20 protein-coding genes, 1 pseudogene and 1 other annotated feature (1 of these 22 running past the window's edge) are annotated in these 21,958 nt (G+C 47.6%); all 21 genes and pseudogenes read right to left on the reverse strand.

Annotation, left to right across the window (positions count from 1 at the left end):
* Positions 1-73 (reverse strand) — a binding site (T-box leader) (it extends 160 nt beyond the left edge of the window).
* A 63-nt stretch (positions 74-136) separates the two neighbouring features.
* A complete protein-coding gene (locus AB447_RS12930) occupies positions 137-631 on the reverse strand; it encodes a DivIVA domain-containing protein (RefSeq protein WP_046130711.1) in 495 nt (164 codons plus the stop codon).
* Between the two features lie 96 nt (positions 632-727).
* Complete coding sequence (locus AB447_RS12935; protein ID WP_048353129.1) at positions 728-1,504, reverse strand: YlmH family RNA-binding protein; 777 nt, start codon at positions 1,502-1,504, stop codon at positions 728-730.
* A gap of 126 nt (positions 1,505-1,630) precedes the next feature.
* Positions 1,631-1,900 carry a YggT family protein gene (locus AB447_RS12940; RefSeq protein WP_048353128.1) on the reverse strand — a complete coding sequence of 90 codons (270 nt, stop codon included), beginning with the start codon at positions 1,898-1,900 and terminating at the stop codon, positions 1,631-1,633.
* Between the two features lie 7 nt (positions 1,901-1,907).
* Complete coding sequence (sepF, locus tag AB447_RS12945; RefSeq protein WP_048353127.1) at positions 1,908-2,360, reverse strand: cell division protein SepF; 453 nt, start codon at positions 2,358-2,360, stop codon at positions 1,908-1,910.
* Positions 2,357-3,052: a YggS family pyridoxal phosphate-dependent enzyme gene (locus tag AB447_RS12950; protein WP_048353126.1), complete on the reverse strand. Its 696-nt coding sequence runs from the start codon at positions 3,050-3,052 to the stop codon at positions 2,357-2,359. The genes sepF and AB447_RS12950 overlap by 4 nt, the downstream gene beginning before the upstream one ends.
* Positions 3,053-3,059: 7 nt before the next feature.
* Positions 3,060-3,899: a peptidoglycan editing factor PgeF gene (gene pgeF, locus AB447_RS12955; RefSeq protein ID WP_048353125.1), complete on the reverse strand. Its 840-nt coding sequence runs from the start codon at positions 3,897-3,899 to the stop codon at positions 3,060-3,062.
* Positions 3,900-4,023: 124 nt separating this feature from the next.
* Entirely contained in the window at positions 4,024-4,257 is a 234-nt protein-coding gene (locus tag AB447_RS12960) for a YlmC/YmxH family sporulation protein (protein WP_046130773.1), read from the reverse strand.
* A gap of 89 nt (positions 4,258-4,346) precedes the next feature.
* Entirely contained in the window at positions 4,347-5,225 is an 879-nt protein-coding gene (locus AB447_RS12965) for a putative RNA methyltransferase (protein WP_048353142.1), read from the reverse strand.
* Between the two features lie 284 nt (positions 5,226-5,509).
* Positions 5,510-6,307, reverse strand: coding sequence for an ABC transporter ATP-binding protein (locus AB447_RS12970; RefSeq protein WP_048353124.1), 798 nt, complete (start codon positions 6,305-6,307; stop codon positions 5,510-5,512).
* Between the two features lie 136 nt (positions 6,308-6,443).
* Positions 6,444-7,223, reverse strand: a complete 780-nt coding sequence (gene sigG / locus AB447_RS12975; RefSeq protein WP_048353123.1) for an RNA polymerase sporulation sigma factor SigG — start codon at positions 7,221-7,223, stop codon at positions 6,444-6,446.
* A 140-nt stretch (positions 7,224-7,363) separates the two neighbouring features.
* The gene (sigE, locus tag AB447_RS12980) at positions 7,364-8,083 is read right to left on the reverse strand and encodes an RNA polymerase sporulation sigma factor SigE (RefSeq protein WP_003181573.1); all 720 of its coding nucleotides are present in this window, start codon (positions 8,081-8,083) and stop codon (positions 7,364-7,366) included.
* A gap of 61 nt (positions 8,084-8,144) precedes the next feature.
* Positions 8,145-9,074: a sigma-E processing peptidase SpoIIGA gene (gene spoIIGA, locus AB447_RS12985; RefSeq protein ID WP_048353122.1), complete on the reverse strand. Its 930-nt coding sequence runs from the start codon at positions 9,072-9,074 to the stop codon at positions 8,145-8,147.
* Between the two features lie 187 nt (positions 9,075-9,261).
* Positions 9,262-13,566 (reverse strand): annotated as a pseudogene (locus AB447_RS12990) (S8 family serine peptidase).
* A gap of 199 nt (positions 13,567-13,765) precedes the next feature.
* The gene (locus AB447_RS12995; protein ID WP_326076760.1) at positions 13,766-15,214 is read right to left on the reverse strand and encodes a S8 family serine peptidase; all 1,449 of its coding nucleotides are present in this window, start codon (positions 15,212-15,214) and stop codon (positions 13,766-13,768) included.
* Between the two features lie 399 nt (positions 15,215-15,613).
* Positions 15,614-16,750: a cell division protein FtsZ gene (ftsZ, locus tag AB447_RS13000; protein WP_048353121.1), complete on the reverse strand. Its 1,137-nt coding sequence runs from the start codon at positions 16,748-16,750 to the stop codon at positions 15,614-15,616.
* A gap of 34 nt (positions 16,751-16,784) precedes the next feature.
* On the reverse strand, positions 16,785-18,083 hold the full coding sequence (gene ftsA, locus AB447_RS13005) for a cell division protein FtsA (RefSeq protein ID WP_048353120.1): 1,299 nt from the start codon (positions 18,081-18,083) through the stop codon (positions 16,785-16,787).
* Positions 18,084-18,266: 183 nt separating this feature from the next.
* The gene (locus tag AB447_RS13010; RefSeq protein ID WP_048353119.1) at positions 18,267-18,620 is read right to left on the reverse strand and encodes a small basic family protein; all 354 of its coding nucleotides are present in this window, start codon (positions 18,618-18,620) and stop codon (positions 18,267-18,269) included.
* A complete protein-coding gene (locus AB447_RS13015; RefSeq protein WP_046130724.1) occupies positions 18,620-19,345 on the reverse strand; it encodes a DUF881 domain-containing protein in 726 nt (241 codons plus the stop codon). The genes AB447_RS13010 and AB447_RS13015 overlap by 1 nt, the downstream gene beginning before the upstream one ends.
* A gap of 24 nt (positions 19,346-19,369) precedes the next feature.
* Positions 19,370-20,029, reverse strand: a complete 660-nt coding sequence (locus AB447_RS13020; protein WP_411801422.1) for a DUF881 domain-containing protein — start codon at positions 20,027-20,029, stop codon at positions 19,370-19,372.
* Between the two features lie 29 nt (positions 20,030-20,058).
* A complete protein-coding gene (locus tag AB447_RS13025; protein ID WP_048407049.1) occupies positions 20,059-20,850 on the reverse strand; it encodes a cell division protein FtsQ/DivIB in 792 nt (263 codons plus the stop codon).
* 187 nt (positions 20,851-21,037) lie between these two features.
* Entirely contained in the window at positions 21,038-21,949 is a 912-nt protein-coding gene (murB, locus tag AB447_RS13030) for a UDP-N-acetylmuramate dehydrogenase (RefSeq protein ID WP_048353117.1), read from the reverse strand.
* Between the last annotated feature and the right edge of the window lie 9 nt (positions 21,950-21,958).

Consider the following 21,958-nt stretch of genomic DNA (forward strand, 5'->3'; position numbering starts at 1 on the left):
GGGCTCACACCGCCCCCGGGTCGCTTCGATTGCTTTTTAGGAATTGATGCCGGTCCCTCTCAAACGTTTTTCATCTCGATTTTATGAACGTATTATATGCGAATTGGCACAAACATGTCAAGATTGAACGGAAAATCTATTCCCTTTCATCCATGACAGCGTCCACTTCGTATTCGAGCAAATGATCCCAATCGTCGTTTTTCAGAAGGTCAAGCTGCGCTTCGATCAGCATTTGGAAGCGGGTTCTGAATACTTTTGACTGTTTTTTCAGCTCTTCGATTTCCATGGCGATCTTTCTCGATTTGGACAATGCTTCATTGATGATCCGGTCGGCGTTCTTCTCAGCTTCGCGGACGATGAGCTTCGCTTCTTTTTCAGAGCTGCGCTTTACGTCCTCTGCTGCTTCCTGTGCGACAAGAATCGATTTATTCAACGTCTCTTCAATCGTTGAAAAGTGTCCGAGACGCTCATCAAGCTCATTTACCTTTGCTTCAAGCTCCGTTTTTTTGCGGAGAACGATTTCGTAATCTTTTCTCACCTGGTTCAGAAATTCGTTCACTTCGTCTTCATCATAGCCGCGGAACGCTTTGGTAAATGTCTTATTATGAATATCATTTGGCGTCAAAGGCATTCTGCCCACCTCCATTATTTTTCTGTATGTACAAACGTCCTATTCAACATTATAAAGCAAAATTCGACCGGACGGAGAAAAAAACTGTAAAACGGCTTATTTTTGTTTTGCAAACGTTACTCTCCACTTGCCCTTTTTCGTTTTCCCTTCAATGCTTTTCAGCGTGAAACGGCCGAATCCGCGGACAGACAGCATGTCCCCTTCCGCGAGCGAATAAGAAGGATCATCGACCATCTTCCAGTTCACTTTCACAAGACCGTTTTTGACAAGCGTCTGCGCTTTTTGCCGGGATTGTCTGCTCACTGACGAGCAAAGTGCATCAAGCCTCAAGGATGAAACTGTGTCATCTCTCATTTCGACATCTTGTTCAGGGATTTTAAGCTTTGACAGCGGAATTTTTTCGAGAGACACCTTCACCCTCCCGACATGAGTCAGCTGGGAAAAAACGAAATCGGCAACGTCCTCTGAACAAATAAACTGCCGCGTTTCTCCCGAAAAGATGAGGTCGCCGAATTTTTGCCTTTTCAGCCCGATCCCCATCAGCGACCCGAGAAGCTCGCGATGCTCGATCGAAGCAAACTTCTCCGGATACGCCACTTCCCAGGCCTGAAGCTGAAAGTCTTCCGCGTCAGGCTCTATATATTCCGGATAAAGCACGGCCCGTTTCCGCTCTGCTTCGGGGTAGCCGCCGCAAAAAGCCAGCTTCACTTCGTCCGACCGGCCGATGACGGATGTTACAATGACCTGTTCCCGAGGATCGAGAAAATCGGTCAGCTTCATCCGGTATTGTTCTGTCACGATTCTTTTCCATTCGAGCACCTGGTCGATGAATGGCTCTTCGTCTTTTCTGAAATGCTGGTAAATATCGCTCATCGTCTTCCCTTTCTATGTAAAGAGGGCCGGCTTTTGAAGGCCAAGCCCAAAGCTTGCCCGCTCATCCCGGAGGCGGCGCTCAAGATGCTGCGAGTCTTGATTCCGCCGGCCTTACAGGACAAGCGCTTAAATCGAAGAAAGCATTCTGAAAACCGCAGCAAGACCCATGTCTGCAAATCGCAGGACGAAAATCGCCACGACCGGAGAAATGTCAATCATGCCGATCGGCGGAATGATTTTTCTGAACGGCTCAAGATACGGTTCGCATAAAGATGCCAGCACCCTGCCGATCGATGTTTCCCGGGCGTTCGGCACCCAGGACATAAAGATGTAAATGATCAGCGCAAAGGAATAAACGGTCAAAAGCGAGCTTAAAATGTTATAAAGTAGGATCATCTATGATTTACCACCTCTGATGTTCTTCTTCTATGAGCTCGGAAATCGTGCCGGAGACATCGACGTTTTCAGGCGTGCATAAAAAGATGTCAGATCCGATCCGCTGAATATCGCCGCCGAGGGCGTAGACCGTTCCGCTTAAGAAATCGACGATTCTTTTGGCCTGATCGTGCTGAATGCGCTGCAGGTTGACGACGACGGAGCGGCGGTTTTTCACGTGGTCTGCAATTTCCTGGGCTTCCGCGTACACCCGAGGCTCACTTAACACTACTTTAGAAGATTTTTGAACGCTTTGCAAACTTACGACATTCTGCTTCCCAGCCGCTTTTGACTGGTAGGCGGTTCTGTCTTTTGATTCCTCTTCTTCAGGGATTTCCTCCCTGTCTGTTTCAATATATTCGTATTCATATTCCTCATCTTCTAAGGAAAAAAAGTTTTTGAACTTGTTTTTAAGACTCATGATTGTCCACCTCCAGTTTCATTTCCGACTAAGGAAGATCCGATTCTGACGAATGTCGCGCCTTCCTCGACAGCGATTGTAAAATCATTCGACATTCCCATCGACAGCTCGCTGCACGGCGCGTTCCATTGATCCAGCTTCCGAACCTCGTCGCGCAGCTCTCTCAGCTGGCGAAAACAGTTTCTGATTACCGCCTCATCGTCCGTAAACGGGGCCATCGTCATCAGCCCGACGATTCTGATGTTTTCATAAGCGGACAGTTTTTTCACAAAAGGAAGAACCTCTTCCTTCGCCATGCCGTGTTTTGAAGTCTCAAGGGACGTATTGACCTGCACGAAACAGTCAACCTGTTTTCCCGCCCTTTTTTGGATTTCATCTGCAAGCGAAAGCCTGTCCAAAGAATGAATATATGAAACGTGATCGATAATCGCTTTTACTTTTCTCGTTTGCAGCGTTCCGATAAAATGCCATACCGGACCGTCATCCTTCAGCAGCTCATGCTTATGAAGCAGCCCGGAATCCCGGTTTTCACCCAAATGCTTGATCCCTGCATCAAGCGCTTCCCTCGCTCTCTCGGGCGAGACGTATTTGGTAACAGCGATGATGGATACCTCGCCGGGCGATCTTCCCGCCCTTTTACACGCTTCGTCTATTCTATCCTGTATATGTCGTAGATTGCTTTTTACATCCACCTGTTAGCTATACCTCCTTTAACCCGATGAAGGACATCATCCGTCCCGTCTTTCCCCGGTCTCTGCGGTGGGAGAAAAACAGGGAGCGCTCGCAGCTTGTGCACAGCGAACTGACTTTAATTTGCGCGTCGGGAATTCCCGCATGTCTAAGAAGCTGCCTGTTCACTTCTTTCAGTTCCAGGCGGAACTCCCCTTCTTTTATCGGCAAAAAAGCTTTGTCTTCCTCTTGAAGCGGAAGCTGTTTCACTTTGTTGATGACGCGGTCGTCCACCGTGTAACAGCAAGCGCCGATTGAAGGACCGATCACGGCTTGGATATCCCCTGGATTAGACCCTTCACGGGTGACCCAGGTTTCAACCATTTTCCCGGCAATTCCCTTGACGGTTCCTTTCCATCCCGCGTGGGCGACACCGACAAGCGAGCGCACGGGGTCGTAAAAATAAACAGGAACGCAATCGGCAAAACAGAGTGCTAAAAATAGATTTTTCTCATTTGTATAAAGCCCGTCTGTTGCCTCTAAAGCCGTGTCATATTGGAAAGCGCCTCTGCCTTCGTGTTCGCGCGTCACTTTTTGAATGCGGTCTTCATGCGTCTGGTCGGCAAACACCCAGTTACGGAGATCTGTTTGCAGAAAGCCGGCAATCTTTTTTCGGTTCTTTTCGACATGCCGCTCATCATCCTGAACGTGCAGCCCTGTATTTAATGATTGAAAAGGCGGCTTACTTTCCCCGCCGTTTTTTGTCGTAAATCCCGCTGTAATCGCTCCGCCGGCTTCCGCCGGCTGATCCCAATCCTCGATCAAAAGCAATGACGGAGCATCAAGACGAAAGGGTTTATATGTACTCATGCTGATCAGCCTTTCGACAAACGTCTTATTCTTACATCATATCGCTCCTATTTTAACACAACTTTCCGCTTTCGTTTAGTTTCGTTTCAAAAAACTAAACGAAATGTATTTTTTGAAATATGTTTTAGCTTAAACGAACTAAAATGACGTCTTCCCCAATTTTAACTATATTTCGCCACGGAATGACAATCTCCTCTTCTTTTCCGAAAAATCCGAATACTTTCCCCGTTCCCCCGATCACGATCGCCTGGATTTTCCCTGTTGTCACATTGATGTCAATGTCGCCGATGCTGCCGAGCTTTTTTCCGTTTGACACATTGACGACATCCTTCACCTGGAATTCGGAAATGTTCATCATCTTTTTTAAGCGCGCCTCCCTTATCATCAGCTGTCCTTTTCTATTTATATGAAAGGCAGTCTCTCATTTAGACTGCCTTTTCGGTTACTTTATTCAGCTTTTTTTCCGCCGATTAAAATATCAAGGTGAACGGTAATGGAAGCCGATTCTTTTTTGGCAAAGGATGCGATCCGTTCCTTCTCTGCGTTCCAGGATAAAGGCGTCATTTTGATGAGCGGCAGAAGCTGCTGCCGGTCTAAAACAGTGCGGTAGATAAGCTCCGTCCTGTCTTTCAGGTCAAAGTGCGCGCAGAATCGGTCTGCCGGGTCGGACCGGGACGGCTTTTCCGGAGCATCGTAGAAGGCTTCCCTTAATTCCTTCAGATGGCCGCCCTTTGGAATCGCTTTGATGACGATGCCGTCGTCTGATAACAGCCGCTTAAATTCCGCATAATTGGAAGGCGACAAAATATTGAGGATCACATCGATTGAACGGTTCCGAAACGGGGCGTTTGCCAGATCGGCGACACACCAAATCGCCTCTCTTTCATGCTTGGCTGCCGCCAAAATCCCCGTTTTCGACAAATCCATCCCGACGCCAAGAAGGGACAGCCCTGAGCCCGATTGAAGTTTTTCGGTAATTCTAGCCAAATGAGAGCCTTCTCCGCAGCCTGCATCAAGGATTGTAACGGTTTTGCCGGACGGCAGACCTGCTTGTTTCATCCGGTCTGTGACCATTCTTTCGAGCGGTTCGAAAAAGCCGCCGGCGGCTATTGCTCTCCTTGCTTCAAACAAATCCTTGTCATATTTGACAGCGGAAGAATGCTGCACGACATTCAGATACCCTGCTTTTGCAATGTCAAATGTATGCCTGTTTCTGCAAATAAAACTTTTCAAATCGATAACGGTCATATCTGCGGAGCAAAGCGGGCATTGAAACATCGTCTCATGCCTCTTCATGAGAGCTGCGCTTTTTAACTTCTTATTCATCATGTTACACCTCATTCATTCGTTTGTTAGATAAATGAAAAAGGCATAGACAAATAAACCCGCCCAATCGGATTGTTAAAAAACCGACAGTGTGGGTGCCGTTCGTTTGTCTATACCTTTTATTATCTGTAGCGAATGAATTGGATGATCATGATGATGAACTCCTTTATTAATGACGTTCTTCTATATCTTAACTTATACCTTGCCGATTTGGAAAGCGGCATTTGTTTGATACAGACATTCAGAAGACGGCTTCCGCTTTCATCAGCCGCCGTTCCTTGAATCTATCCGTTCACATTGGCGGGCTTTTTCTTTGATAAATACGGCCTGCCATCCGTCCAGACGGCTTTTACAGGCGTTTCAAAGAAAGCGGACAGAACGTCGTCACACATCATCTCGCCCGTTTTCCCTTTTGCAAACACTTCCCCTTTTTTCAGCAGCAGCGTTTTGCCGAAAACCGGAAGAATTTCCTCGGCGTGGTGAGTGACATACAGCATCGATGGCGCGCCTTCTTTTTTCGCTATGCTTTCGATCGTTTCCAGCACCTGTTCCCTAGCGATAAAATCAAGGCCTGTGACAGGCTCATCAAGAATCAGGAGCTCGGGGTCGGCCATTAGCGCCCGTGAGATCAGCACTTTTTGCTTTTCTCCCTGTGACAGCGTTTCATACCTTCTGTCCGCATAATCGATCGACCCGAATTCTTCCAAAAAGGAAATGGCTTTTTTCCTGATGTCTTGTGTCGGTGTTTGGTACAGTCCGATCGAAGCAAATGCGCCGCTGAGGACGATTTCAAAGGCTGAGTCCTCAGGGTGGAGCTTTTGCTGCAATGCGGCTGAGACAAGCCCGATCTTGCGGCGGAGTTTTTCGCCGAGCTCCGATTTGCCGAACTCATGCCCGAGTACGTTCACCCTTCCTGTAGTAGGAAAATAGTATGCGCACAGCATATTGAGCAAAGCCGTTTTGCCGGCGCCGTTTAAACCATAAAGCGCCCAGTGCTCTCCACCCTTTACGGTCCAGTCCACTCCCTTTAATATCCATTTTCCGTTTCGCTTTAATGACGCTTGTTCAAGCTGTAAACCCATCGTTATGCCCCTCTCTCTTTATGTAAATATTCTGATAAATTAAAATATAATTCTTTTATTATAGCTTATAAAGACGGCAATGTGAATGATCATTTTCCATTTGTGAACATGTAAAAGCCGCAGGTTGTCTGCGGCTTTAATGGATATTCTTATTCATTTGTTTAATTGCGGCTTTTTCGAGCCGTGATACTTGAGCCTGGGAGATTCCGATCTCCTCGGCGACTTCCATTTGCGTCTTCCCTTGAAAGAAGCGCTTTCTGAGGATCATTTTTTCGCGCTCATTGAGCCGTCTCATGCCCTCTTTTAAAGCAAGCTCTTCAATCCATTGCGTATCTTTGTTCCGCTCATCGCTGATTTGATCCATCACATAGATCGGATCTCCACCGTCATTATAGATCGGCTCAAACAGCGATACGGGATCCTGGATGGCATCGAGGGCGAAGACGATTTCTTCGTGAGGGACTTCCAGTACTTTGGCGATTTCTTCGGCTGTCGGTTCCCTGCTTGTCTCACTGATGAGACGCTCCCTTACCTGAAGCGCTTTGTACGCGATATCCCTGAGTGACCGCGATACGCGGATCGGATTGTTGTCGCGCAAATATCTGCGGATTTCTCCAATGATCATTGGTACAGCGTATGTTGAAAACTTAACATTGTGGCTCAGATCAAAATTATCAATTGATTTCATTAGTCCGATACAGCCGACTTGAAATAAGTCATCAACATATTCTCCTCTGTTGTTAAACCTTTGAATGACGCTTAAGACAAGGCGCAAATTGCCGTTAACAAGCTTTTCTCTTGCTGAGCGGTCTCCTTCTTCCTGCATTTGCTTGAATAACTTTCTCATCTCTTCATTCTTGAGCACGGGCAGTTTTGATGTATCAACCCCGCAGATTTCAACTTTATTTCTCGACACTTTTTTCCCTCCCTACAGGAGCTGCTGTACAAAGTTCAGTATCTCCTCGGGTGGGAAAAATATGCATCGTGAATTCCCAAAAATAAGCAGGTGATCAGACAAACCCTTTGCTGCCAATGCTTCAATTTTTTATAAAAAAATTACACCATTTTGTTGAATTCTTTCCTCAACCTTTTGATGATCCTTTTTTCAAGCCGGGAAATATACGATTGCGATATACCGAGCATATCCGCCACATCTTTTTGCGTTTTTTCTTCTCCTCCGACAAGGCCGAATCGCAGCTCCATGATTTGCTTTTCCCTGTCGTTCAGCTGCTCGAGCGCTTTTTTCAACAGCTTTTTGTCGACGTTTGCTTCGATATCTTTCGTGATGATGTCGTTTTCCGTGCCGAGCACATCCGAAAGCAAAAGTTCGTTTCCGTCCCAGTCGATGTTCAACGGTTCGTCAAACGATACTTCGGAACGGATTTTATTGTTCCGCCGCAAGTACATTAATATTTCGTTTTCAATGCATCTTGAAGCATATGTAGCCAGCTTGATTTTCTTCTCGGGATTAAACGTGTTCACCGCCTTGATGAGGCCGATCGTGCCGATCGAAATTAAATCCTCGATGTTGATGCCCGTATTTTCAAATTTTCTGGCGATATATACGACAAGCCGCAAATTGCGTTCGATCAAAATTGCCCGCGCCGCCTGATCGCCGTCTGGCAGCTTATGGAGAAGCACCTGTTCCTCGTCTTTCGATAATGGAGGCGGCAGTGCTTCGCTTCCTCCGATATAGTAAATTTCATCGCTTTTTAAACCGAGCTTCATTAAAAGTTTATACCATAGATAGGTCAGCCTTAATTTTAGTTTTTTCATTTTCCTCCCCCTTCTAAATAAGCGTCCCCGGGAGTATGATAGTGTAACGGGGCCCGAGGTTTTACGAAACGCGTTTGACAGGATGGCCGGACATCATTTTCGGGTGGACGATCGCATCGAATTCATCGTCGGCCGAAAGCGGCGACGTATTGATGCCGATCAGGCATTTGGGCGCTTCAAGAACCTCCTTTTTCGTATAAATGAGCACACGATCCGGCTTTACACACAGCAAAAACTGATGCTGATGGCCGACGCCCCTGTATGGGATCAAGCGGATTCGGCCGATGTGCGGAAACCGGTCATCGAGCAGGCCGACGGCGTCAAGCGGGCTGTTTTTCATGATAACCGCGCTTGCATCTTCGCCAAGCATGCTTTTCAGTTTTCCGATATTGACAATCATGACAGGCGTTTTTGTAATCGGGTCATAGAGCTGGTTGCCGGAATCGATCAGTCCATGAAAATGAAGCGTATGCCCCTCGACATCCACCTCTAGCAAAACGCGTTCGTCGTATTGGATCTTTTTCGCCTCGACGTCCTCAAAACGCTTTTTGGAAAACAGCCAGACAGCCGGAAATCCCGCAGCAACAAACAGCCAGCTGACAGGGTCGCCAAATCCGGACCAATTGGTCATAAAGACGCCGTTTTCCATGATCGAGTCCGTCTCCATCAAAGAATGAACTCCGATGATTCCCCCTCCCATTAAAAAAGTGACAAAATAAAAAGAAAACAAATGCTGCAAAAAAAAGCGAAACCGTTTAAACCCGAAAGTCGAAAGAACGATCACGATGGAAAAAGACAGCTTGCCGGCCGGATGGAGGACATACGGCGAAAAAGGAGTAAACATGAACAGAACGATGCTTGACGCGATAAGCGCCCCTAAGATCAGCCTCCGCTTTTTAACCCTCCGCTTCAGCATAAATGCGGTCAACAGTAAAAGCAGCAAGTCAAAACAAAAATTCAACAGCCAAATCGCATCCAAATAAACTTCCACGTCCGTCCCCTTTCGGTTCGTATTCTCTTTCCTGCATAGTTGTTTTCATAAGTATAAATCAAGCCCAAAGGGAAAGTCTGTCAATTAATGTTGCGCAGATGGCACATTTTTTGAGAAATTCATACCGAATTTGTCGATGACAAAAAGAAGAAGCGCTGTCGTCATCCGACAGCGCTTCACCTTTATTTTAAGGTTTTTCATTAATATACAGCTTGCCCTTTGCCGTTTTTCTTGCTTCATTCCCGTAATCATCGCGGACGATGACTTCGATTTCCGCTCCCTTTGCTTTTGAAGCTGAGGTGGCGGTCCAATAGCCTTCATACTTGCCCTTCGACACTTCTCTCAGCGGAAGTTCAGTCACGTTTTGCGCGGCTGTTTTTAAGTTAGTCAGCGGCATTCTGATGACAAACACGGCCTCCAAATCGGCGCTGCTTTCAAACTCGATTTTTACCGTTTCTCCCGTTTTCAGCTGCCGATCCTCATCCGGCTTTAAATTTGTGATGTTCGGCGCTTCAAAGTTCACATCGATCGGCCGCTTTTTGGTCGTTTTATTTCCCGCCGCGTCAGCCGCCGTCACTTTGATTTCGTTTTTCCCGTTGTCCAGGAGAATCCGGGCCGAATATTGGCCGTTTTCAACTGTTGCTTTTTTGCCGTTCACTTTTACCGAATCCAAATTATCGTCTGAGACGGTTCCTTTTACAGTTACGGTTTCTTTGTTAAGCTTTGATCCGTCTTCAGGCGAATCAATGGAAAGCCGCGGTTTTGTCTGGTCAAGTACGATCCGCACCGGAGATGAGGCATCCGTCGTTCCCGAAGCCGCGGAAGCTTTGGCGGTTATGACGTTTTCCCCTTTTTGAAGCTCGATTTCTTTTGAAAATGTGCCGTCTTCTGCTGTTTCTGCCGTTCCGATTTCTTCCTTGCCGTTAAATAGATGCACGGTCGTTGTCGGAGAAGACGTTCCTTCGATGACGACTTTTTTCTGATTGGTGACCAGTCCGTCTTTCGGCGATGTGATAACCGGGACTGATACCTCGTAGTCGACGAGGGCACGGATCATGAAATTGCCTTGTTCTGCAGGCGTTTTCGACCAGGCGCCGTCCGTAAATTGAAAGTTCCGTCCCGAGTATTCCCCGTCTTCGTCAGAGGCGAGGCCAGGGGAATGATCCATATCGTTCGTTTGGACATATACGAGGTAAAAATCCTTCCCGACGATAATGCCCTCTTCGCTCAGATCAACATCGGTCCATTCGCCGTTCCGCAGCGCTTCACCCTTGAACGGGCCGGCGATTTTTTTGCCCGGAGATCCTTTATCGCCTGACGCATCATAGACTTCGACCGCAAAATCGGTGCCGCCCGGATCCGGAAAATCGGCTCCCCAAAATTTAAATATACCGCCTTTCAGCATCGCTTTTTCCTGTCCTTTGTCAAGCGTCATTTTGACGGCGACCGCATTGCCTTTGTCATAAAAAGCATAAGCGTTTTCTGCGGTTCCGTCATCATAGCCGATTTCTCCCGGATAGCCGATATAAGGGTCGAGCTCAATGTCTTTTGTGACATCGCCTTTTAGGTCAACCGTAAATTCGCTGCTGTAATACCCTTTCGCCCCGACTTTTACCGTGTAGGAATTTTCGTAGGCCGTTATTGAATACTTGCCGTTTTCATCGGTTTGCACCGGTTTGACGGCCGCATCTTCAAGGATGTACAACTTTGCGTTTCGAACGGGTTCTCAGGTTTTTTTGTTTTTCACAGTCCCCGTGATCGTGCCTTTTTTCAATTCCTTCAGCACGAAGTCGGCGGCTGTCGTCTTATCAGCCTCAATGGTTACGGTTTGTTCGCTTGACTCATATCCGTACGCCTCGGCTTTCATCGTATACGTTCCCGGCGAATGAGCCATGCTGTATGATCCGTCAGCTTGGCTTGAGTATGTCGATTTTCCCGTTTCGAGCACGCTCACCTTTGCCCTGAGCGGAAGCACAGCCGGTGACGCTTTTCCGTTCTGCTGCCCGCGCACGATGGCATCAGCAGGTTTCGCTTTTTTCGGATCGATCGTCTGCTTTTTCGAATTTCTGTCCTTCATGCCCGCCGAACGTTTTTCAACGCCTAAGCGGCTTTTCTTGCCGACACCTTTCGGCTCCTTGATGAGTTCGACATCATCGATGTAAAGGCCGTCTTTTGAAATGCTGTCGTCAGATTGAAGGTTAAACATGATTTTGATCGTCTGCCCCGCGTATTGAGACAGATCGATTTCTTCATCCATCCAATCAGGCGTTACGCCATTGAATTGAATAACCTGCACCCATTCTTCTTTTCCTTCAGGCTGTATGAAAACGAAGCCGTAGTCAAAGTCCTCTTCAAATTCATGCCAGTACTTAAAATGAAGAAACAGCTTTTGATTTTGTGGCACGTGGACCGGAGGCATCAAAAGATTCATATTGGCTGAATCATCATACGGACCTGTCAAATTCGTCCCGTATACCTGCTTGCCTGAGGCGGCTGATTTCGGACCTGATTCCGGGACTCCCTGCTGCCACGAGTTTTTTTCGCCGTTGCTTGACCAGCCGAGCGCAGGCTTCTCGAAATCCTGTTTATAGCCGGTTGACACCGCCGGAGATATCGGTACTTCATATACGTCGGATTCCGTTTGATTTCCGCCGAAGTCCGCAACGATCCACTTATAGGTGAGGACTTTTCCTTCCAAAGAAGGAATGACCGCTTCATACGAACCTTTTTTATGATCGCCGCTGATTCGCTTCGCATCTACCGTCTGCCAATCGGAAGAATCCGTTTTATAGCTCAGTTTGACCGAGACGATGCTAACGTCATCTTCTGCTTCAGCCGTAAACGGAATATCGACGCCTGCAAATACCTCTTTCTGCGCTTCATGGCTTACGGCCGGCGGATTTTGGTCTTCCCCTTCTTTTCCGACTGTGCCTTCGGCTTTGCCGAGTCCTACCGTGACGGCTGATACCGCTTCATACGCGTTGACGAGCCCGTGACCGTACCCGTTGTTCGGCGATTCGGTAAATTTGCTGTCAGTCAAAGGTGTTGCTGTATCCATTAAAATCTGTTCAATTTCATCGACGGAAAGCGATGAATCTGCTTGTTTTAAAAGTGCTGCAACAGCCGAGACATGCGGCCCGGCCATTGAAGTGCCGTCCCAGCCGTCTTGATATCCGCTTCCCGGAACCGATGATCGAATGTTTACGCCGGGGGCGGTGATTTCGGGTTTTGTCTCATCATAAGGGGACGGACCAAGCAAAGAAAAGTCGCCCAGTTTCTTGTTGATGTCTGTCGCACCCGTTGCAAACGCCTCCGGATAATTTGCCGGGTTTGCGATTGAAGCCGGACCTCCCGGGTTAAAGAAATCGACATTGCCTGCGGAAAATTCAGGGAAAATGCCGGCGGCTCTCCACGCTTTAACCATGTCCCTGTACCATTCATCAAGACCGGCATTGCCTGCCCATGAATTATTGACGACATCCGGAGCCATTTCAGGGTGCGGATTTCCGTCTTTGTCCTTAGGCGCCAAAATCCATTCCCCCGCCTCGAGGAGATCCTCATCTGTACCGCCATCTTCGGAAAAAGCTTTCACCGCAATCCATTTGGCTCCAGGCGCCACACCGATCTGATTTTTGCCGCCGGGCTCTGAGCCGGCCATTGTGCCTGTCACATGCGTTCCATGCTCAAGGTCGTCATAAGGCTCTGATCTTCCGGCTGTTGCGTCAAACCAGCTGAATTCGTGATCTGGACTGTCAGGATGCGCCGGATCGTATCCGCGGTATTTTTCTTTAAGCGCCGGGTGATCCCACTGAACGCCCGTATCGATGGAAGCGACGACGGTTCCACTTCCGTCATACCCAGCCTCCCATGCTTTCGGAGCGCCGATTTGATCGATGTTCCATTCGATACCGTCACTGGCTTGGACCGATTTTTTGCTGACGGACTTGTTGGCCGGTTTGATCAAGTGCCTCGTTTCATTCGGAAGCACTTTTTCGACTTCAGGAAAGGAGGCCACCTGCTCCATCACGTCTTTTGTCGCCCTGACCGCCATTCCGTTCACGATGTAGAATGAGCGAATATCTTTTGCTTTACCCTTTTTCGCTTGCTTTTTTAAATAGCTTTGAAGATGACTTTGCGTCTCATCCGCTTTGATTCTTAATGATGAAACAATTGCTGAACGTTTTTGATATTCCGTTTTCGCCGAGCTCAGAGATTTCGATTTTGCTTTCTTTTCCGCCTGTTTCGCGACTTTTTGCGTGTCGACTTGATCTTTCATTTTAATCAAAAACGTGACTTGATCTTCTTTTTTGAACTGTTTGACAAGGGATGACGAAATTTTTTTCTTGATGGAAGCATTTTGTTTTGCTTGTTCTTTGTAAGAAGTGAGCGGTGATGCCGATTCTGCGGCAGAAGCGGAGGGCATCAGCATAGATGCGGCCAGAAGCCCGCTTAACATGGAACAGAAGGCCTTCTTTTTCAGCTTTCTTTTCAAATGAAATCCCCCTTTTTCAATTAAAAATGGGTAAATGCAGACGATCCTCCTCTCGTTTGTAATCTTTTGTCTGACCGGGTTGTTCCTTTAAATATAGTAAATATTGGTTAATATTTTTGTCGTTATTTGTCATGGCTTTTTAAAATTAGTTAAAAAAAGACAAAACCGGTAAAAGGTTTTGTCTTTTTTGAGAAGATATTTATTTCTTGGCCTCTTTGAACGCTTTTAGCGCATCGACCAATCCGTATCCATACCCGTTGTTTGGCGAACTTTTAAACGTTTTGTCCGTCAGAGGCTTCGCCGTTTTCCGCAAAATGTGTTCGATTTCATCAACGGTGATGTTCGGATCTGCTTGCCTCATTAATGCGACGACGCCTGAAACATGCGGAGTCGCCATCGATGTGCCGTCCATCGTTGCGTATCTGTGTCCCGGATAAGCTGAGCGGATGCTCACGCCGGGAGCAGAAAGGTCCGGTTTAACTTCATCGTATGGAGATGGCCCCTGCAATGAAAAATCGGCTAAAGCGTTCGTGCTGTCAACCGCACCGATTGCAAAAGATTCCGGATAGTTGGAAGGATTTTCGACAGATCCCGGTCCGCCCGGCTCGGTTTCGCTCACATTGCCCGCTGCGAATACAGGGAAAATATCCGCCGCGTGCCAAGCCTTCACCATGTCGCGATACCATTCATTAAGCCCGCGCTCGCCGGCCCAGGAGTTATTGACGACATCCGGAGCTTTTTCAGGGTGCGGTTTTCCTTTTGCATCCTTCGGCGCCAAAATCCATTCGCCCGCTTCTAAAAGGTCTTTTTCACTTCCGCCCTCTTCAGAAAAAGCTTTGACAGCAATCCATTTCGCAGTAGGTGCAACACCGATCTGGTTTTTTCCGCCTGATTCTGATCCGACCATCGTTCCGGTCACGTGTGTGCCGTGCCCGAGATCGTCGTACGGCGTTTTTTTATTGCTTGTGGCGTCAAACCAGTTATATTCGTTGTTCGGGCTGTTCGGCTTTGAAGGATTATATCCGCGGTATTTTTTCTTTAATGCCGGATGATCCCATTCAACGCCGGTATCAATCGATGCGACGACAGTTCCTTTGCCTTTATACCGTTTCTTCCAGACATCAGGCGCATGCACTTGCTTGATGTTTGCGTCTGCCTCGGAAGATGAAGCTTTCGACGTTGTATCGATTGTGGCTTTTTCCGTTTCGCTCAATTTGATCGTTTGATTTGGAAGCACCTGCTCCACTTCTGGAAATGCCGCTATTTTTTCCATCACTTCTTTTGTGGCCGTCACCGCCATTCCATTTACGATATAAAATGATTCCACCTGCGATGCTGCACCTTTTTTCGTTTGTGTCTGCAAATACGTTTTCAAGTCTTTTTGCGTGTTTTCGGCTTTTGTCTTTAAAGAGGTGAGTACTGCCGAACGTTTGAGCTCTTTTACCCTTTTCTTTGTCATAATGCTCGCCTTGGCATTCGTCTCTGCCACTCGTGCGGTTTGCTGCGGATTGGCCTGATCTTTCATTTTAATTAAAAATGTGACCTTTTTGTGTGATTCAAAGTCTTTGTAAAGAGAGTCTGATATTTTATTGTGTCCCTTCGCGTCATTCCCCGCTGTGCCGCCGTCGGCTTGGACAGCCCCAGGCACCAGCAGTGCACCGATGATTGCCGCGCACGTCAATGTGCGATATATTGACTTTTTCTTCAACTGGCATCCTCCTTTTACATTGCGAATCTAGTCGTGATTTGCCGCTTCTTGCATTTCTATGTCTAGAAAAAAGAAGGCATCTATAATGTAAAAGAAAAAGCTCGTAGATTTTGTCGGTTTTTGTCACCGCGCTGCAATTAATCGATAAATTGATACTTTTTACGTATCCGCGTGTTTACGGTATAGTCCGCCGTACTTGCCGCCATACCCCAATTGTAGGCAGAAAGGGCATATGGAGAAGCAAGCCTTTTGTTCTGGTTGTATCAGGTGGAAAGCGATGGGGATGTTCATTTACATTCAAAAGGCTGCTGAATGGATCAGCAGCCTCTCGTTTATTCATTAGCGGTTATTGCGGTTTCTCAAGAAAGTCGGGATGTCAAGCGTATCCTCGGCAGGCTGGGATTGGCTGCGGTGAGGCATGCTGACCTGTTCGTCGCGCTTCGGTTCGCGTTTCGGAGCTGGCTGATGCTGTTTGAAGCCTTGGTTTAAAGGTCTGTTCTGCGGCTTTGCTGCATCCGGCTCCTGTTCGATAAACCCGGTCGCAATAACGGTTACGACAATCTCGTCTTTTAAGTTTTCATTGATGACAGATCCGAAGATCATGTTGACGTCCTGATCTGACGCAGCAGCGACGATATCAGCCGCTTCCTGCACTTCATAAAGGCTCAGGTTCGTTCCGCCCGTGATGTTCATGAGGACGCCTTGTGCGCCGTCAATCGCCGTTTCAAGAAGCGGGCTGGAAACGGCTTTTTTAGCGGCTTCGGCAGCGCGGTTTTCGCCTGTGGCGATACCGATACCCATCAGTGCAGACCCCTTGTTTGACATGATCGTTTTGACATCGGCGAAGTCAAGGTTGATCAGTCCCGGTGTTGCAATCAGGTCTGAAATGCCCTGAACACCTTGGCGGAGGACGTTATCCGCTTCGCGGAACGCTTCAAGCATCGGTGTATTTTTATCAACGATCTCAAGAAGTCTGTCATTCGGGATGACGATCAATGTGTCGACCGATTCCTTCATTGCCGAAATGCCGCCTGCTGCTTGAAGCTGTCTTTTTCTTCCTTCAAACGTAAACGGTCTTGTCACGACGCCGACAGTCAGCGCGCCGAGGTCTTTGGCGATTTGGGCGATAACCGGTGCGGCTCCTGTTCCTGTTCCTCCGCCCATTCCGGCTGTAACGAACACCATGTCAGCGCCTTTTAACGCTTCTTCGATTTGTTCTTTGCTTTCTTCTGCCGCTTTTTTGCCGACTTCCGGATTGGCTCCGGCACCGAGGCCGCGCGTCAGCTTCGCGCCGATCTGCATTTTCGTTTCCGCTTTTGAAAGGTTAAGGGCTTGAGCATCGGTGTTGACCGCGATAAACTCGACTCCCTGAACGTCATTTTCGATCATCCGATTGACGGCATTGTTTCCGCCGCCACCTACTCCAATTACTTTAATCGATGCTAAGCCGTCTATATTTGTTTCAAACTCTAACATGCTATATCCTCCTAATCCGTCGAATGACTAATCTCTATTCCCAAAAGAAGTTAAATATTTTCTTCATTTTGCTTTGCTTTTTCTCAGGTTGAGCCTGCTGCTTGGATTTTGGCTTCGGACGCTGCTGCACTTCTTTCTGGTGAGTTGCCGCGACTTCCTGAACCGCTTCCGCCGGCATTTTAAAGCCTACTTTTCTGCCTTGGATTTTTGCGTTCCGGTATGCGAATTGGATGAGCCCGACCCCTGTCATGTATTGGGGCTCCCTCACGCCGATATAATTCGGGCTAGCCACTCTGACGTTGTTTTGAAGAACTTCCTGTGCGAGGCTGAGGACACCCGGCATTCCCGCCTGTCCGCCCGTAAGGACGAACCCGCCAGGCAATTCTTTAATCCCCATGCTCCGAAGCTCTTCCGCCACAAACAAAAAGATTTCCTCGAGCCTGGCTTCGATGATGTCAGCCACTTCCCGCTGGGTGAACGTCTGTTTTTGGTCTGTCCCGATCACGGCGACCTCGAATGCTTCCTCTTCTGACGCTTCTTCGTAGAAAGCATGTCCAAACTGTTTTTTCACCCTCTCGGCCTCGTCCGTAGACGTGCGGAGACCGATCGAAATGTCCTTCGTAATGTTTTCGCCCCCGAGCGGAACGACGCGGGTCGCCAGCAGATGGCCGTTTTCAAATACGGCGACCGTCGTCGAGCCGCCTCCGATATCGATTAAAGCCACCCCGAGGTTCTTTTCGTCCTTCGATAAAGCGACAGATCCGGCAGCCAGCGGCTGCAGGCATATATCCGTAATTTCAATTCCTGCCCGTTCCACACAGCGGAGCAGGTTATGTAGAATCGTTTTTGAACCGGTGATCAGCGAGCCTTCAACTTCAAGGCGGACGCCGAGCATCTTCTTCGGATCTGTAATGTCGCCTCTTCCGTCAACGATAAATTGCCGCGGAATCACATCGACAATCAGCTGTTCGGGAGGGATGGAGACGACCTGGGCCGCCTCCATGACCCGCCGTACATCTTCAACGTGTATCTCTTTGTTTTCGCTTGAAACCGCCACAACGCCGTTCGTATCCTGGATATGGATGTAGTTGCCGTTAACCCCGACAATGGCGTGTCTCAGCGGAAAACCTATCATTCTTTCAGCTTGTTCAAACGCTTTTTTTATAGAATGAACCGTTTCATCTATATCAACGATTGATCCTTTTTTCAGCCCCTCTGAGGGAACATTTCCGACTCCGATAATGTTTAGCGATTCATCTGACATTTCACCGACGATCACTTTTATATTGGACGTACCGATGTCTAGACTGACGTAAAGTTCATTGTTGTTCATTCTATGGCACCTCCTCACATTTCAGTCAATTCTATTCTATTATTTGCCGAACAACAATACAATGAATCTGGTTTTACAAGTGTGTAACAATAAATAACGAACCAACACGCTTCTGTTTAGTTTTAGGATTACTGTGAATATTCGTTATATCCTATGTATATCCTCTTTTAAATCCGATTTTTTTTATTTTTTTCTCCTTGCGGCCGTCCATTTGGCGAGCAATATTCTTCTGATGACCGCTATGTTTTGAAACAGTCTGACGCCAAACGCGAACATGCCGACTAAATACAAGTCTACACCAAGATGAACGCCCAGAAAAGCCAAACTTATCGCGAGAATGATGTTGAAAAAAAAGCCCGTCACAAAAACTAGTTCATCGTATACACATTGTAAATGGGCCCTAATTCCCCCGATCAGCGTATCGAGCGATGCGAGAATGGCTAAGGACAAATAATTCGAGTACTCTTCCGGAATTGTCAAGTTCGTGCTGAACCCGATGGCAATTCCGAGCAAAAGCCCTAAAACCGGAAGCCACATTAGGAATTCTCTCCTTTTGATTTTTCGAGCGGTTTCAATGGTGCCACTTGCATTTGACCATCGTAAGCCTTGATTTTGATGCGTTTTTCAGGTCTGTTGATTTGCAAATCCAGATTTTCTCCCGCAAACAGATCTTGAAGGGATGAAGCATTCATTCGGCTATATAGTTTATCGGCGTCTTTCCCAATGACTTTTACTGTTATCGGATAGTTGTCCAAAGGATAGCCGTCTATTTTCGTCGTTCCATTGATGTCTCTGATCACGGTCGTATTGACAACCCTCCTGTCATTGATGGAAATGTCCTCCGCCTCATACATGTTTAATTCATTGATCAGCTTTTTCAAAAGATCGGGGGGTGGGTTTTTGAGGGGCTCTCCCGTTAATTCATCGGAGAACAGCCGGGAGATCGTGATCGTGATGCCGCTGCCGGTGACATCGGTGAAGCCGGCCTGTTTTTTTAAGTGCTGAAGCGTGTCATTCAGCGCTTTTGTCCGCGAATGGTCTTCCTCCCGGCTGTACGTGCCGAGCATGTTTTCGTATTTGTCGATTTCGCCGATCAGTTCAAGCTGCTTTTTCTGCTCCTTTTTTAAATCCTCGCGAAGCTGCCAAATATCCCTTGTGTCGCGGACTTCGGGCTCCTTCAAGGAATTAAACTGAACGGCCAGCATGATCCCGAATATGAGCATCAAAGCGCTTAAACTGACGAAACGATCGTGTTTTTTCAAGATCCGCCCACCAACTTTTCTTCTTCATTCCCCTTGTTTCAAAAGAGGCTCCATCTCGATTTTATCTTTTTTCTCGATGCTGACTGAAACATGGTCACGGGTCAGCTGGTCGACGATGCCTCCCTCTATGTTCAGCGCAGAGAGCAGCACGTCCGCCTCCCCGATGGCCGAAACGACAAACGGAGCCGGATGCTGTGTGCCGTCAACCGTGATGACCGGTCCGTTGCAGGAAATATAGGAATGATGCGTCACGCGCTGTCCGTTAATCGATACAGCAGCCGCGCCTGAGATCCACAATTCATTCAGCAGGCGGAAAATGTGGCTTTCATGGACGATATAACTGTTTACATTCTCCCCTTCCGGCACATATGATGAATCTTTCAGCGTGACTTCAATGCCCTTTCCCTGAACGCCGATTTCGCCGACAAACATTCTGTATCTTTCAACATCTTCCACAATGTTGTAGTATTCCTTTTTCTCGTTTTTGAGCGATGCTTCCGTTTTCTGCACTTCCTGCTGTTTCTTGTATAATTCCTTTTCCAGCGCTTTGTTCTGCTTTTCCTCCGTTATCAGCCGGTCGCGGAGGGAATATTCCGTTTTCCAGTCCTCTGCGGCTTCTCCGCGGTCTTTGTTTTCTTTTGTGAACTGGTAGGAAAAAGACAAAAGGAAACCCAATACGAGCATGGCAAGCGAGAGGTTGACCGTATGCCTCTTCAACGTCCGTCTTCCTTCTTGCTGTCTTTGGACTTCTTTTGCAGAGATTCGAAGTATGCCGCAACTTCCAAATGGATGATGCCTTTTTCTCCTTTTGGAAGCTCGCTGACGATGGCGGGATAGTTCTTCATATTTTTCGCAAATGTTTTAATTGAAGCCGTGACGGTGTAGCCGTCATTCATATACAGCCTGACGAGCCAAGGGTTTGATTTTTGAGGCGCGTAGTCGATCTCAGAAATCGAATCCTTTACTGAATCAGGGAGTTTGTCCAGCTGTCTGGCCATTTGAACGAGCTTTTTGTCCTCCGTCCAGCCGTTCAATATCGGTCCATTGTCAGTCGGCGTCACTTCTTCAGGGAGGACCGTCCCGTTTTCAAGCACCGAGTAATACACATTATGCTTTTGCAAAAACGCGATACTCTTATATTCTTCGATCGAGATTGCGATTTTGTTGGGCAGCTTTTTTGATACCTCGGCTTTTTTTATTAATTTATTTTCCTCCAGCCTTTTTTCGGTTTTTTCTTTACTGAGGCTCCAAAATTCCGTCTGCCCTTTATAGATTTGGGACTGTGAAATGACGTCGTCTGCCGGAACGTTTTGATTGCCTTTGATCTCGACTTCGGACACCTTGCTGATCGGGGTCTGAAGGTAGATGATGATCAGCATCATCGTAAAAAAAAGCAGAATAAATGTGATCAGCCGGCGGTTTGCCTTTTGCTTTCTCTGTTCTTTGATTTTTGGAATCCGCTCTTCTATATTTACTACTTTTTCCTTATCAATACCGGGTTTCACGTTGGGCTCACCTCAGGTTCAATCAAGCAGACAAAAAAACTTTTATTTGCTTATATTTATTCGGGAAGAAGACGCTAAGCCCCCAAACGGAGACTTGAAAACGAAAAACTTCCGTTAGCGAAACAAACGACATACTGAGGATGCCGTTTGTTTTTTGTTACATTATATCATAAGGCGGTCTTGTCGTTTACCGTTTTTCTCCGACGATTTCAACTTCTGTGTGCATGTCGATATCGTATTTTTCTTTAATCGTTTTTTGGATAAACGCAATCAAATCAAGAACGTCTTTTGCGGTTGCGCCGCCTGCGTTAACGATGAAGTTGCCGTGCATTTCGGAAACCTTTGCTCCGCCGATCTGATGCCCTTTCAGCCCGGCCTGTTCAACAAGTCTTCCGGCGTGATCCGGCAGGGGATTTCTGAAGATGCTTCCGGCGCAAGGGTTTGAGACAGGCTGCGTTTCCTTCCGGTAGTCTTTGTTTTTTTGCATTTGTGTGACGATCGCATCGCGCTCTTTTTGTTCGAGCTGCAAAACCGCTTCAAGGCAAATACCCGGCCGCTTGTTCTGCAGGATTGATGTGCGGTAGCTGAATTCCATCTCTTCGTTCGTCAACCATTCCATCGTCCCGTCTTCAAAGAGAATCAAAGCTTTAACCAAAATCCGGCTGATATCTGAGCCGTGGGCGCCGGCGTTCATGTACACCGCTCCCCCGACAGATCCCGGAATGCCTGAAGCAAATTCAAGGCCTGAAAGCCCTTTTTTGCTGATGCTCGTAGACAGCCGCACGACGGAATAGCCCCCGCCGACCGTCACCTGCTCGCCGTCGATTTCCATATGATCGAGCCCTGCTCCGAGCTTGATGACGACGCCCCTAATGCCTTCATCAAGAACGAGAAGGTTTGAGCCTCTGCCGATCGCCCTCCATTGGACGCCATGCTTTTTCACGACTTCCATCGTATCGCGGACGGCCTGAATGTCCTTTGGAATGACGAGACAATCGGCAGGGCCGCCGATTTTAATCGTCGTATGATTTGCGAGCGGTTCATTTTCCAGAACTTTGCCGACTTGAAGATCTTTTAATTCTTGTATCACCTTATCCATCGAAAAACC

It is taken from the genome of Bacillus glycinifermentans, from assembly GCF_001042475.2.
In the GTDB taxonomy this organism is placed as follows: domain Bacteria; phylum Bacillota; class Bacilli; order Bacillales; family Bacillaceae; genus Bacillus; species Bacillus glycinifermentans.